Origin of the sequence: Sphaerisporangium siamense (assembly GCF_014205275.1) — a bacterium.
GTDB classification, from domain to species: Bacteria; Actinomycetota; Actinomycetes; order Streptosporangiales; family Streptosporangiaceae; genus Sphaerisporangium; species Sphaerisporangium siamense.
On sequence record NZ_JACHND010000001.1, the window covers coordinates 3,131,277 to 3,145,446 of the forward strand.

Sequence of the window (14,170 nt, forward strand, 5' to 3'; positions counted from 1 at the left end):
TGATCCCGTTCGCGTGCAGGCGGCCCCTCGGACAACGCTGCCGTCTCGCCCTATGGGCGCTGGTGGTGGCCGCTTTCGCGGCCGGGTTCGTCATGCCGATCTCGGCGAAGGCGGACCAGGAGACGGCCACACGACCCCTCGCGGGACGGTCGGCCGTCTGCGCCGGGCATGACGCGCATAAGCTCTTGGCATGCCCCTCGCCGCGACCTTCCCCGCGACCCTGATGACCAAGGACGGTGTGCGGATCGACGCGGCGCACACCCCCTCACGCGGCGACGCCGGCCTCGGCATCGTCCTCGCGCACGGCTTCACCGGCTCCTGGCGCGACGCGACGACCCGGCGCATCGCCCACGTGCTGAGCGGCTACGGCGGCGTCGTCGCCTTCGACTTCCGGGGGCACGGCAGGTCGGGCGGCCTGACCACGGTCGGCGACGCCGAGGTCCTGGACATCGCCGCCGCCGTCGGCCACGCCCGCTCCATCGGCTACGGCCGGGTCGCGACCCTCGGCTTCTCCATGGGCGCCGCCGTGGCCGTCCGCCACGCCGCCCTGCACGGCGGGACCGACGGCGTCGTCGCGGTGAGCGGCCCCGCCCGCTGGTACTACCGGGGCACGCGGCCCATGCGCCAGGTCCACTGGGCCATCGAGAAGGCCCCGGGACGTCTGGCCGCCCGGCTCGTCAAACGCACCCGCATCCGCTCCATCCCCTGGGACCCCGTGCCGCTCGCCCCGCACGAGGCCGCCGCGCGCGTCTCCCCGGTCCCGTTCCTGATCGTCCACGGCGACGCCGACACCTTCTTCCCCCTGGAGCACGCCCACCAGCTCTACGAGGCCGCCCGCGAGCCCAAGGAACTGTGGATCGAGCCCGGGTACGGCCACGCCGAGTCCTCGGCGACACCCGACCTGATCCGGCGCATCGGCCGCTGGATCTCCCATCTGCCCCGCCTCACGGACCGTCCCCCGTCCCTGGACCGCCGCGACGTTCCCGACGCGGCCGAGCGGACGGTGCCCGAGTGATCCTCGTACTCAACTCCGGGTCGTCGTCGGTGAAATACCAGCTCATCGACCTCGACGGCCCTGCGCGCGTCGTCGTCGGAGGCAAGGTCGAGCGCATCGGCGAGCACGGCTCCCCCGTCCCCGACCACGAGGCCGCGCTGCGGATCGTGGCCCACGAGGTCTCCCTGGACTCGCCCGAGCTCACCGCGATCGGCCACCGCGTCGTCCACGGCGGCCCCCTGTTCACCGGCCCCGTGCTCATCACCGACGACGTGGTCAAGCACATCGCGGAGGCCATCCCGCTCGCCCCCCTCCACAACCCGGCCAACCTCGCCGGCATCGAGATCACGCGCAGGCTCAGGCCCGACCTCCCGCAGGTCGCCGTCTTCGACACCGCCTTCCACAGCACGATCCCGCCCGCCGCCCGCACCTACGCCATCGACCGTGAGATCGCCGAGCGCGACGGCGTGCGCAGGTACGGCTTCCACGGCACCTCCACGGCCTACGTCTCCCGCCTGGCCGCCGAACTCGTCGGCCGCCCCGGCACCGCCAACGCGATCGTGCTGCACCTCGGCAACGGGGCCAGCGCCTCGGCCGTCTCCGCCGGGCGGTGCGTGGACACCTCCATGGGCATGACCCCGCTGGAAGGTCTCGTCATGGGCACCCGCTCCGGCGACATCGACCCGGCCGTCATCTTCGTGCTGATCCGGTCGGGCATGTCCCCCGACGAGGTCGAGGCCATGCTGTACCGGAACAGCGGCCTGCAAGGGCTGTGCGGCGACAACGACATGCGGACGGTCATCGCCCGCGTCGAGGCCGGGGACCCCGACGCCGTCCTCGCCTACGACGTCTACTGCCACCGCCTGCGCAAGTACATCGGCGCCTACTGCGCCGTCCTCGGCCGGGTCGACGTGATCGCCTTCACCGGCGGCGTGGGAGAAAATTCCCCGCTGGTCAGACAGAACGTCCTGTCCGGCCTCCAGCCCCTCGGCATCCGCCTCGACCCCGTGCGCAACACCTTCGCCTCCGGCAGCCGCCTGATCTCCGCCGCCGACTCCGCCGTCGCGGTGGCCGTCATCCCCACCGACGAGGAACTCGAGATCGCCCTCGAAACTTCCGCCGTAGTGGCGCGAACCAAACCCCAATAAATGTCGTCTACCTCCGCGAGGAGGTACGAGGTCCAGGACGAGGACTCCCCGTTGAGGGCCCCCTCGTCCGCGGGGGCGATCTCGCCTCCCACCCCCGCGGGCCATCGCCCAGCGGCGCCCAGCGCCCTGGGCGAGGCTCCGCCCGCCCACTAGCGGTGTCTCGATCGGCGGTGCTCGGGTCGTCGAGGCCGCGCGCGGCCGCGGTGTCTTCGCGATGTGACGCGGGTCATATCGGTGCCATGTCACGAACGGAAGGACAGCTTGCGTCTGGTGGTCGTCCGCATGGCGGGGACGACAGACACCAAGGAGATGGCAGAGCGATGAACGTGACAGCGGCGCGGCGGCACGAGGTTCTGGTCCTGGGCGCCGGCTACGCCGGGCTCTCCGCCGCGATCCAGCTCGCGGCGCGCACCAGGAAGCGTGGGGGCGTGCGGGTGACGCTGGTCAACCCCTACGACACTTTCACCGAGCGGCTCCGGCTGCACATGACCGCCACCGGCCAGGAGACGGCCGAGATGAACATCCCGGAGCTGCTGGACGGCACCGGTGCCGCCTTCGTCCGCGGCTGGGTCACCGCCCTGGACGCCGAGGCGAAGACCGTCCGGATCGACGACCACCGGGTCCTGCGCTATGACTCCCTGGTCTACGGCCTGGGAAGCATCGCGGACACCGGCGCCGTCCCCGGCGTGGACGACCACGCCTACACCCTCGACGGCCCGGAGGACGCCGCCCTCCTCGCCGACCGGCTGACCCGGCTCGACGGCGGGACCGTCGTGGTCGGAGGCAGCGGCCTCACCGGCGTCGAGGCCGCCGCCGAAATCGCCGAGCGGCACCCGGAGCTTGAGGTGGTCCTGCTGGGCCGGGGTGAGCCGGGCGCGAGCATGCACCCGAAGGCCAAGGCATATCTGGACGCGGCGCTCGCCCGGCTCGGCGTGCGCGTGCGCGGCGGCGTCGAGGTGATCAAGGTGCTGCCGGACGGCGTCGAGCTCGCGGACGGCTCCAGCGTCCCGGCGGCCGCGGTGCTGTGGACCAGCGGCACCCGTGTCTCGCCGCTGGCCGCCGCCGCGGGCCTGACCGTCGACGAGCGCGGCCGGGTGGTCACGGACAGCGCGCTCCGCTCGGTCTCCCATCCGGACGTCTACGCCGTGGGTGACGCGGCGGCGATCCGTCAGGGCTACGGCGTGATGCACGGGACCTGCCAGGGCGGCATGCCCACCGGCGTGCACGCGGCCCTTTCGATCCTGCGGGTCCTGGCCGGCAAAGAACCCAAGCCGTTCCGCTTCGGCTACTATCACACACCCGTCAGCCTGGGCCGGAACGACGCCGTCGTGCAGTTCACCCACCCGGACGACAGCCCGCGCCGGATCGTCCTGACCGGGAAGCGGGCCGCGAAGTACAAGGAGACGGTCACCGCCGCGCCGTGGCCGACCTTCGCCCGCATGAAGAAGATGCCCGCCTCGGGCTCGTTCTGGCCGCACGGCGGCCGCTACACCCGCATTCGGAGCGCCAAGTGACCCAGCCGCAGCAGGACGGCCCCGACCAGCTCGCCTTCCAGCAGTACCGCACCCTGCTCTTCTCCGTCGCCTACCGCGTCCTCGGCACCGCCGCCGACGCCGAGGACGTGGTCCAGGACGCCTGGCTCAAGTGGTCGGCGGCCGATCGTTCCCAGGTCGCCGACCCGAAGGCCTACCTGACCCGGATCATCTCCAACCTGGCGATGGAACGGCTTCGTTCGACCCGCCACCGGCGCGAGACCTACGTCGGGCCATGGCTCCCCGAGCCGATCCTCACCGGCCCGGACGCCGCCGACGGCGTCGCCACCGCGGATTCGGTCTCCATGGCCCTGCTGGTCGTGCTGGAGACGCTGAGCCCCCTGGAGCGCGCGGTCTTCGTGCTGAAGGAGGTCTTCGCCTTCAGCCACGCGGAGATCGCGGAGGCGGTGGAACGCTCGGAGACGGCGGTCCGGCAGGCCGCGCACCGCGCCCGCGAGCACGTCCAGGCCCGCCGCCCCCGTTTCACCGCGGACCGCGCCCGCCAACGCGACGTCACCGAGCGCTTCTTCGCGGCGACGGCGGGCGGTGACATCAACACCCTCATGGAGTTGCTCTCCCCGGACGTGACGCTGTGGACGGACGGCGGCGGCAAGGTCCGCCAGGCCCTCAAGCCGGTCGTCGGCCTGGAGACCGTGGCCCGCTGGTTCGCCGCCCTGGGCACCATGACCTACCAGGGCATCGAGCCCGGCCAGATGCGGGCAGAGCTCACCTGGATCAACGGCGGCCCCGGCGTGGTCTTCCACGGCCCGGACCGCGTGGTAGCCACCCTGACCTTCGACTTCGACCCGGAAAGCCGAATCTCCACCATCCACAACGTCGCCAACCCCGACAAGCTCCACGCCATCACCAACGGCACCCGGCACGAACTCATGTGAACCGCCTGATCGCGCCGAGCGGCACCGCTGGAAAAGGTCCTCGCCTCCGGCTCGGGCTGTTCTTCCCAGGGGGGCTCCCGCCCCCTTCGACCCCCAGCGTGCGGGCCGTAATGGACGACGGAGCACAGGCCTCTCCGTGCGGGGCCGCCTGTCTGATACCCGTGCACGCACGACCCCCGCGCCGTAGCCTGAATGTCCAGGTCTCAGGAGGTCAGGGCGATGAGCAATGACGTAACCATCGGGGCCCGGCTACGGACGCTACGCCGCTGGCGGGGCATGACCCTCGCGCAGCTCGCCGGGCAGGTCGGACTTTCCCCGTCGTTCCTGAGCATGGCCGAGCGCGGAGAGAGACTTCTTGACCGGCGGTCGCACATCTCCGCGCTGGCCGCGGCGCTCAACGTGTCGGAGATCGAGCTCACAGGGACGCCCCAGATGGGCCGCGACGCCGCTCAGACCGCGCCCCGCAGCGCGATCCCTCTCCTTCGTGCCGCGCTGACTGGTAACAGCCTGGACGATCCGGCGGCCGAGACGGGCCGTCCTCTCCCGGTGCTGGACGCCTTCCTCTTCGGCGAGCTGGCCGACATGCGCAACTCCGCCGACTACGAACGACGCGCGCGACTGGTCGCCCCGGTCATCGATGAGCTGCACTGGCACGCCGCCACAGGGGACGAGCGGTCCCGCCGCCATGCTCTCCGGCTCCTCGTGGAAGCCTGCAACGCGGCGGGTATGACTCTGAAGCACCTTGGGAATCAGGACCTCGCCTATGTGGCCGTGGCCAGGGCGAGCGATGCGGCACTGCTCCTGGACGATCCGGTCGCGACCGCGCACTCGGCCTACCTCAGAGTCATGATCATGCCGAAACCTCGTGGCTGGGGGCGCCCGTACAGCATCGCGTCGAAGGCGGCGGACGCGCTGGAGGCGCACGTGAGACCGGGGACCGCCGCCGAGCTCTACGGCATGCTGCATCTGACCGCGGCGCTGTCCGCGGCGGCCGTGCACCGGCCCGACCTCGCCGACGACCATCTCGCCGAGGCGCGGGACGTTGCCGCGCGCACGGGCGAGAGTCCCAGGGCGTTCGCGGCGTTCGGTCCCGCCAACGTCGGTGTATGGAGTCTGGCGGTGGCCATGGAGTACGGGGACTACCAGCGCGCGATCGAGATGTCATCCAACGTGATGCCGGACGTCATGCCCAACCGTGAACGTATCGCCACCTTCCACGCGGACAAGGGACGAGCGCTGGCTCACCTGAAACGAGGTCTCCCCGCCGTCACCGAACTCAAGGCAGCCGAACGGATCGCCCCCCAGCGCGTCCGCAACAGCACCGCCGTACAGGAGACGGTCCAGCACCTCCTCGGCCAGCAGTTGCCCACGACTTTGACCCGGGAACTCCGCGGGATGGCCGCACGAATGGGTATCCCGCACTGACCGGATCCGGTCACTTCACATCTGTGAATCCGTGTGGTCACTGAGCGTTTAACGTCGGCTGCGTGGACGTGTGTGATCTCGCCGAGCCCGAGCCGCATGAATGGCCGGCGCATCCCGCTGAAACTTCGGCATGGCCGCCAGGTCGGTCGCCGAAGTCGTCTGTGGTCGTAGCGGAAGGCGTCCTACTTCGGGAGATCACGCTCTAAGTACGGGTCGGCCGGAGCGCGGCATCGCTCCGGCCGACCCTTGATCAGGAACTGAGGTCCTGACCCGTGAGCAACATTAGAGCCATCAGAATCCAGTGGCATGCCATCTGTCCGCCCAAGCGGTTCGGATGCCGACGGCGCGACCATGGTCGCCGCGGCGTGCCGGCGAATGGCGGCGCAGCGTGAGCCGCACAGCGGGCAGACACCAGGAAGGTACGCCCTTCACCGAGGTTCGGCCCGTGCGGTGGGACGCGGGCAAGCGAGCCTTGGCCGCCCAGATGGATCGGCTTGAGCCGGGCTGGCATGTCATGTACGGACTGTGGAGTCGTCGGTTCTACGCCATCGCGACCTGCTGCCCGGTCGCGATGATCGTCGAGGCCCGCACGCCCGAGGAACTGCGCGAGCGGATGCGTGAGGGCGAGCTTGAGGCGATGACATCGGTGCGTGCGCCCATGACGAAGGTGGCATGAGATCCTTCGGGCAGTACGCCGGTCGTGGCAGGCATGTCCACCCCAGTGCCAGCGGGTCGGACTTATCCGGGATATCCGCTGAGTGCCAGGTGCCTGACGCGTACGGGATGCGCGATCCGAGAGTCAGCGTCGGCGGATACATGCCCCGGCACGGCGGAACCGCAGAGGCTCATACGCGCGCGGTGGATCGCGGGTGGGAGGCGGCCCTTGCGGGGGAGTACCGGCTCGCCGCTCTCAACCGCGACTACCCGGCGTGGCGGATCGCCCGCGTACGACGCAGCGACGGCACCCACGGCGGCTGGTGGGCGTTCCGCCACGCCCCACTCACCCCTGCCGAGCGCACGGCCGGCCTGTACCCGTCCATCGCCCGCCGCAACGCCGTGGACTTGGTGATGGAACTCACCGCCCAGAACGACATCGCCGCCGAACTCGCCGCCCATCTCCACCCGGCCGAATCAGAGAGGAACCGTCAATGCTCGCGGTGCGGGAGTTCACCGTCGGCGATGTCACGGCGCTGACCATTGTGGGGTTGTTCATCGTGGTGTGCCTGGTGCTGGCCGTGCTGGAGAACCGAGACGCCCCAGACACCCCTGAGGACGACCGTGACGGACTCGAATGGTAGCTGGAGTCTAGATAGGGCGTGGCACTGGCAGCCCTCAGATGAGACCGTTCTCCGTGGCCCAGGTGACGAACTGGCCTCGCGGAAACGGGAGCCGGTACTCACTGGACAAAAGGTCATCGGCGAGTTCGCTGACAAGTGTGGGGGTGAGTAGGCCTTGTCTGATGGCGTCGCAGAGAAGAGCGAGGGTGGGGCGGTTCTTGATCTTGTGGGTCTCGGCCGCCTTGCGTGCGGCGCGGTCGTCCACGATGGCCACTGCACCCATGGTCGAGGCCAGGGCCAGGACTCCAGCCTCACCCCAGTTTCGATCCTTCTTGACGAGCAAGGCGGAGAAACGCCCGAACGCCGCCAGCTCGTCGGTGCTGCACAGTTGGTACTTCTCGATCCAGGGCGCGGTCAGCACCGCCGCGACGCCGCTGTGCCGTACGGCACCGGTCTGTAACTCCTGGACGACCACGTCGGGTATCAATGCTCTGCGCGTGCCGACTACGGCCTTCAAGGGGCCCAGCCAGTTGTTGATCGCGAAATGACTGAGGGGGCCCGTGTCGAAGACGAGCACTTCTTCGGCGTTCATCGGGGGTCAGGACACGAACTGCCAGATGGCGCTGTCCGGGAGGGGATCGACCACCGGGAGGTCCTCCTCGTTCCACGCGTCCATGAGAAGGTCCGTCGCGCGGGCGCCGGAAATCGTGGCATTGCGGTAGAGCCGCAGGATCGACGCGATATACGGCTTCGGGAGATAGGGCGAGGGGCTGATCTCTTCCCAGACCACCAGATTGAACTCGACGATGTCGGACTTGGTGGTACGGACACTGCGGACCTGGTGTGCTTCGGTGGCATCGACGAGGTTCAGTTCACGCAGGCGCCGCGCCAGAGTGGACATGTCAACCCGGAACACACTGCCGGCTTTGACGGCGGCCGTGCGCAGGTCGGAATCACGCCGGAACCGAGTCCAGGCATGCGTGAGCCCTTGAGGAGGAAGAAGCAGGGCTCGAGCGAAGCGGTCGAGCCGTGATTCCCAGATGTCGTCACCCTCCTGCTCGGCGATGCGCCAGTCGACGGTATAGGCGTCCGCGAAGAGGTAGTGGCCCAGCTCATGGGCGGCGGCGAGGCGGCGCCGGCCGGCGTGAAGGCCTCCGTTCACGACGGCCACGCCTCCCTGTCCTAGCAAGATCGACGCCGCGTCGGCGGCATCGGCTCCCATGTCGAAACCGAACACGAGAAGGCCCGCCTTCGCCGCATGACCTGACACGTCCAGAAGGGGAGCGTTCTCCGTCAGCCCCAGCAACTTGCGTGCGTCGGCGGCGGACTTCTCGGCGGCCCGCCCCGACTCCGGACGCGCCAGATTCGGAGTGTCGAGTGCCAATCTCTCGTCGTGTGCCAAGGCGAACTCGACATGCCGGGCGAGCCGCTCTACCAGGCGGTCGATCGCCGGGCTCTTGGCTCCGGGTTCCTGAAGGTTGCGGTGCGACACGACCGAGGCGGGAGCCGGCGATACGAACCACTCGATTCGCTCATCGAGCGCCACGGCTATGCGGGCCAGTTCCAATGCGGACACTCGGCGGGAACCGCTCTCGATCTTCGCAAGAGCCGAGCGTTCCAGTGAGACCGTCGCCGCGAGTTCGGCCTGGGTCATCGCGGCCCGATGGCGTGCCTCGGCGATCCGTTCACCGAGCCGACCGGTCTCCTCGTCGCTCACGTGTGCGATTCTAGAACACGCGGTGGGCCCCCTCAATGGCAATCAGGTAAACGCCATGGTCAGAGGGGGTCCGCCGGTAGATCAGCCGAGGCGGGCGATGGACTTGTATTCCAGGTAGGACGTCAGGCCCTCGGGGCCGAGTTCGCGGCCTATGCCGCTCGCTTTGAAGCCGCCGAACGGGGTGGAGGGGTCCATGGTGTTCATCAGGTTGACGCCGTAGGTGCCGGTGCGGACGCGGCGGGCGATGTCCATGCCGTGGTCGGTGTCGGCGGTCCAGACGGAGCCGGACAGGCCGTAGTCGCTGTCGTTGGCGATGCGGACGGCGTCCTCCTCGTCGCGGTAGGGGATGACGGCCAGCACCGGGCCGAAGATCTCCTCGCGGGCGACGCGCATGTCGTTGGTGACCCCGGCGAAGACGGTGGGGGCGACGTACCAACCCTTGTCGCGGGGGCGGTCGAGGCCGCCGACGACGGGCTTGGCGCCCTCCTCGATGCCGGACCTGATGTAGCCCTCGACGCGTTCCTGCTGCCGCTTGGCGACGAGCGGGCCGATGCCGGTGGCCGGGTCGGACGGGTCGCCCACCTGCTGGCCGGCCACCATGTCCGCGACGGCCTGCACGACCTCCTCGTAGCGGGAGGCGGACGCGAGGATGCGGGTCTGCGCCACGCACGCCTGGCCGTTGTTCATCAGGGAGGCGATGGACAGGAAGCCCATCGCGGCGGTCAGGTCGCAGTCGTCCAGGATGATCGCCGCCGACTTGCCGCCCAGTTCGAGGCTGCAGCGCTTGAGCTGCTCGCCGCAGATGGCCCCGATGCGGCGGCCCGCCGCCGTGGAGCCGGTGAAGGCGACCTTGTCGACGCCCGGGTGCGCCACCAGGTGCTCGCCGGCCTCCCGGCCCGCGGCGACGATGTTGACCACGCCCTCCGGGACGCCGGCCTCCCGGATCATCTCGGCGAGCGGGTAGGCGTCCAGCGGCGTCTCGGGCGCGGGTTTGATCACGATGGTGCATCCGGCGACGAGCGCGGGCGCGAGCTTGGTCATGATCACGAACTGGGGGACGTTCCACGGCACGATGGCGGCGACCACGCCGACCGGCTCGCGGCGCACGACGACCGGGCCGAAGACGCCGGGGCGCTCGTCCTCGACCGCGAACGTCCTGCCGAGCGCGCTGTAGTACTGGAGCATGCCGAGCGGCTGCGGGGCCTGGGCCAGTCGCGAGAACGTGATGGGGGAGCCCATCTCCCGGGTGATCAGCTCGGCCATCTCGGCCTGGCGCGCGGCGTACAGGTCGGCGAGCCTGCCGACCACCTCGGCGCGCTCGGCCATGGTCATCCGCGGCCAGGGGCCGTGGTCGAAGGCGCGGCGGGCGGCCTCGACGGCGCGGTCCATGTCGGCGGGGGTGCCGTCGGGGACCCGGCCGACGATCTCCTCGGTGTGGGGGGAGACGACGTCGATCGTCCCGGTGCCCGCGGGGGCCACCCAGTCGCCTCCGATGAAAAGACGGTCGTGCTGGAGCATTCGGGCGTGCCTCCTTCGGGCGGACGGCCGGGGATCGCGAATCCGGCGGCGCGACGGTGGGCCGCGACGCCCGGACCCTAGTGACCGAATCATGTTCTGGCCGCGTTGGCAAGGCGCGGGGCCGGGGCGGTGCGACGGCGGCGCGGGCGGCGCGATACGGTCGGGCCCGATTCCGGGGAAACCGAGCTCCTGCATCTTCCTAAAGTGGTAGATAGTTCGCCAATGGTGTGTAGGTTCTTCCGATCGTGTGGCGCCCTGCAAGATCGGCTCCTAGAGTCTCGGGGTGTCCGGGAAGTGGGAGGGCCGATCGAACTCTTGGGCGCAGAGTGCGGTGCCCTGGGTACCGCGCGGCGTTCTCGGCGGTCGGATCGAGGAACGCCTGCAGGACCTCGGGGTCGTGAGGTCGTGGACGAGAAAGGGGCATGGCTATGGAGATGGAGGTCATGCCGGACCCCGTGCATTTCTTGGTCGACGTCGGCGCGCAGTACGGCGTCCATCGGTTGGACAAGGCCATCAAGGGCCGGTCCTCCGGCGTGCTGCGAGAGGAGTTCCCCCACCTGATGTCGCCGCCTCCACCGTTGTGGACCAAGTCCTTCTTCGTGGCCACGGTCGGCGGCGCACCCCTGGCCATCGTGAAGCGGCACGTCGAGCGGAAGGGCCGCTGAATGCTGACTGGCCGCCGCTACCTGCTGGCGTTTACGCCCGAGCAGGAGGAGTTCAGCGAGAAGATCGGCGATGCCTGCCGCGCGGTGTGGAACACCGCGTTGGAGCAGCGGCGCGAGTACCGGCGGCGCGGAGTGTGGATCAACTACGTGGAGCAGGCCCGGCAGATGGCCGAGGCCAAAAGGGACTTTCCATGGCTGGCCGAAGCCCCTTCGCACACGCTTCAGCAGACGCTTCGCGATCTTGAGCGGGCGTGCGAAACGCACGGCACCTTCAAGGTCCGGTGGCGGTCCAAGCGCAAGAGCCCGCCGTCGTTCCGGTTTCCCGATCCCAAGCACATCTCCGTCGAGCGCGTCTCCCGCCGGTGGGGCCGGGTGCGGTTGCCCAAGCTGGGCTGGGTGCGATTCCGCTGGACGCGTCCGCTGGCGGGCGAACTGCGTAACGCCACCGTTCTCACGGACGGCGGGCGCTGGTTCATCTCGTTCTGCGTGGAGGATGGTCTGGTGGAGTCTGCGCCGAACGGCAAACCGGCCGTGGGCGTGGACCGTGGCGTGAGGATCGCCGTGGCCGCCTCCGACGGATGGACGCGTGATCGTGAGTTCGTCACCCCGGGCGAGGCGGCCCGATTGAAGCGGCTTCAGCGCAACCTCGACCGGCAGCGCAAGGGTTCCAATCGGCGCGCAGCCACCCGAAAGAAGATCGGGAAGTTGAACGCCCGCATCCGCTCTCGCCGTACCGACTTCACCGCCTGGACCGCCAACCGGCTTACCCGCGACCACGGTGTGGTCGTGGTGGAGGACCTGAGGGTCCGTAACATGACCGCCAGCCCGAAGGGAAGCGTCGAAGCGCCAGGCAAGAATGTTCGGCAGAAGGCCGCCTTGAACCGGGCGATTCTGGCCAAGGGCTGGGGCGGCCTGCTGAGCACTTTGGAACACAAGGCTCGTTACAACGGCTCCCGCGTCGTGCGGATGCCCGCCGCCCACACCTCGCAGCGCTGTTCGGCGTGCGGGACGGTGGATGCGAAGTCCCGCGAAAGCCAAGCGGTCTTCGCCTGCACCTCCTGCGCCTATACCGCCAATGCCGATGTGAACGCGGCCAAGAACATTCTCGGGGCCGGGCTGGCCCTGACAGGGCACGGAGACCTCGGGGTTGCCCGGTCTGTGAAGTGCCAACCACCCAAGAGTGAGGCAGCGTGAACGCGTCTCAGCCACGGGAGTCTCTCGCCTTCAGGTGTGGGGAGGAAGTCAAGCGTTCAGGCCGTGTGGCGGGGCTGGCGGCCGTCCTGCTCGCGCTTCTCTCGGTGCTCGCCGTGCCACGGGCCGAGGCCAAGCCCAACCCGCAGGCGCAACTCGACAGGCTGACCAAGCAGGCCGCCGACCTCCAGAAGCGCTACCGGGGCGAGATCCAGAGCCTGGAGGACGCCCGCCGCGCCGTGCAGAAGGCCGGCGCCCGCGTCAAGAAGCTCCGCGCCGACCTCGCCGCCGCCGAGGACCGGGTCGCGCAGTTCTACGCCGGCTCGTACATGACCGGCAACATCGACGGCGCCCGGGTGATCAGCTACAACGGTGACCCGGACACGATCCTCAGCCAGGTCGCGACCGTCACCTATATCGCCGAGGAGAAGAACCAGCGGCTGGCCTACATCGGCAGGCTGATCGAGGAGCAGAAGGCCGCCAAGAAGCTCGCCGACCGCAAGGTCGCCGACCTCAGGGACGAGATCAAGGACCTCCAGGCCAAGCAGCGCCAGGTCGAGGAACTGCTGAAGAAGTTCGGCTTCCAGACCCCCGACGCCGGCAGCGGCCTCACCCCCCGCATGATCAGCGTGAGGAACGTGATCATGCAGAAGTTCCCCATGCCGTTCAGCGTCGGCTGCCTGCGCGTGGGCGACCCGGGCGAGCACGGCAAGGGCCGCGCCTGCGACTTCATGATGAGCACGGGCGGTCGCATGCCCGACGCCGCCTCCCAGGCCAGGGGCGACGCCCTGGCCCAGTGGTGCATCGAGAACGGCCGCCAGATCGGCATCATGTACATCATCTGGCGGCAGCGCTACTACGACATCCGCACCGGCGCGGGCTGGCGCCAGATGTCCGACCGCGGCGGCATCACCGCCAACCACTACGACCACGTGCACGTGTCGGTCTTCTGACAAGCACGCACACCACGTCACCACGCGTGGCCGGCTGGCGGAAGCCGAGCGTGCCGGCTGACACGCCAGTGGCACTGATCCATACGGGAGTAGACCACAGCCTCCAGGGCGCCATATCGGCGAACGACCGGGCCAATCGAACGTTGGCGGCCGTTCATTCGCCGCAAGACTTTTTGCGTCGACGTGGTGTTGCGAGGGGCACCTGAATCCACACAGAGCTCTTCGTCGCTTTCATCGTCTACCTGGTAGAGGCCACGGCCGAATCGCCAATACGGTCGGGCAGGTCCTTTCGGTAGTCCTCGAGCCGTGATACTTCGTCGGCCCCCTTTTTTTCTGATCCAGAAGACTTAAAACGGACGTCCCGCTGCTTCGTGCCGTGCGTGAACTGTTCAGAAGGCATGGGCTTACGTGTGACCTGGGCCACAGATTGCTGGCCGACTTCGCTGGTGTCGTATGCGTGCTTTGCGGCCTGAGCTGGCAATATGACAGATAGCGTCGGATGGATTACTGCGACATAAACTATGTGTCGCGCGCAAAGTCAAAACCTTTCTTTCGGGCATTGGATGAGGCATTCTTCTGAGTGTGCCGATCGCGGTCGCGGACTATTTGCAGATGATCTTCACTGCGAAACATTCCCGATCGCCCTATGGTAAATCCCTCGTCGAAAGGTGGAATTCTCAATGTTCAAGCGCGTGGTTCTCGGTGCAACCGGTGTCGTGGTCGCTGCTCTGGCGGTTACCGCCTCGCCTGCGGCCGCCGAGGTCGGTGGCCCGGCCCCTGCTCCGTCCAATGGGAACGTCTCCATCTTGTCCATCCCCCCCGGTTGCAGTGCGTGGATCGACCAGCCCGGCAAT

The 14,170-nt window shown here is 68.9% G+C and carries 12 protein-coding genes and 1 pseudogene; 10 read left to right on the plus strand and 3 right to left on the minus strand.

Features of this window, described 5'->3' with window-relative positions:
• Positions 1-190 precede the first annotated feature (190 nt).
• The 7 genes from BJ982_RS14405 (at position 191) to BJ982_RS14435 (ending at position 7,293) form a co-directional block, all read left to right on the plus strand.
• Positions 191-1,015 (plus strand): alpha/beta hydrolase, encoded by an 825-nt coding sequence (locus BJ982_RS14405; protein WP_184880371.1) that lies wholly within the window; start codon positions 191-193, stop codon positions 1,013-1,015.
• The gene (locus BJ982_RS14410; RefSeq protein WP_184880373.1) at positions 1,012-2,142 is read left to right on the plus strand and encodes an acetate/propionate family kinase; all 1,131 of its coding nucleotides are present in this window, start codon (positions 1,012-1,014) and stop codon (positions 2,140-2,142) included. Before BJ982_RS14405 ends, BJ982_RS14410 begins: the two co-directional genes overlap by 4 nt.
• Before the next feature lie 320 nt (positions 2,143-2,462).
• Entirely contained in the window at positions 2,463-3,656 is a 1,194-nt protein-coding gene (locus BJ982_RS14415) for an NAD(P)/FAD-dependent oxidoreductase (protein WP_184880375.1), read from the plus strand.
• Positions 3,653-4,570, plus strand: coding sequence for an RNA polymerase sigma-70 factor (locus BJ982_RS14420; protein ID WP_184880377.1), 918 nt, complete (start codon positions 3,653-3,655; stop codon positions 4,568-4,570). The genes BJ982_RS14415 and BJ982_RS14420 overlap by 4 nt, the downstream gene beginning before the upstream one ends.
• 219 nt (positions 4,571-4,789) lie before the next feature.
• On the plus strand, positions 4,790-5,995 hold the full coding sequence (locus tag BJ982_RS14425) for a helix-turn-helix domain-containing protein (protein WP_184880379.1): 1,206 nt from the start codon (positions 4,790-4,792) through the stop codon (positions 5,993-5,995).
• Between the two features lie 445 nt (positions 5,996-6,440).
• Positions 6,441-6,671, plus strand: coding sequence for a hypothetical protein (locus tag BJ982_RS14430; RefSeq protein ID WP_184880382.1), 231 nt, complete (start codon positions 6,441-6,443; stop codon positions 6,669-6,671).
• 472 nt (positions 6,672-7,143) lie between these two features.
• Positions 7,144-7,293, plus strand: coding sequence for a hypothetical protein (locus BJ982_RS14435; protein ID WP_184880384.1), 150 nt, complete (start codon positions 7,144-7,146; stop codon positions 7,291-7,293).
• A 34-nt stretch (positions 7,294-7,327) separates the two neighbouring features.
• Here the strand turns inward: BJ982_RS14435 and BJ982_RS14440 are convergent, their stop codons facing one another.
• From BJ982_RS14440 to BJ982_RS14450, 3 genes are all read right to left on the minus strand, one after another.
• Positions 7,328-7,864, minus strand: a complete 537-nt coding sequence (locus BJ982_RS14440) for a PIN domain-containing protein (protein ID WP_184880386.1) — start codon at positions 7,862-7,864, stop codon at positions 7,328-7,330.
• Between the two features lie 6 nt (positions 7,865-7,870).
• The gene (locus tag BJ982_RS14445; protein WP_239123335.1) at positions 7,871-8,989 is read right to left on the minus strand and encodes a helix-turn-helix domain-containing protein; all 1,119 of its coding nucleotides are present in this window, start codon (positions 8,987-8,989) and stop codon (positions 7,871-7,873) included.
• Positions 8,990-9,070: 81 nt separating this feature from the next.
• A complete protein-coding gene (locus BJ982_RS14450) occupies positions 9,071-10,507 on the minus strand; it encodes an aldehyde dehydrogenase (RefSeq protein ID WP_184880388.1) in 1,437 nt (478 codons plus the stop codon).
• A gap of 346 nt (positions 10,508-10,853) precedes the next feature.
• Here BJ982_RS14450 and tnpA point away from each other — a divergent pair.
• From tnpA to BJ982_RS14465, 3 genes and pseudogenes are all read left to right on the plus strand, one after another.
• Positions 10,854-11,172 (plus strand): annotated as a pseudogene (gene tnpA / locus BJ982_RS14455) (IS200/IS605 family transposase); the annotation flags it as partial.
• A complete protein-coding gene (locus BJ982_RS14460; RefSeq protein ID WP_184880390.1) occupies positions 11,173-12,366 on the plus strand; it encodes an RNA-guided endonuclease InsQ/TnpB family protein in 1,194 nt (397 codons plus the stop codon).
• Between the two features lie 65 nt (positions 12,367-12,431).
• Positions 12,432-13,316, plus strand: a complete 885-nt coding sequence (locus BJ982_RS14465; RefSeq protein ID WP_184880392.1) for a coiled-coil domain-containing protein — start codon at positions 12,432-12,434, stop codon at positions 13,314-13,316.
• Positions 13,317-14,170: the final 854 nt, after the last annotated feature.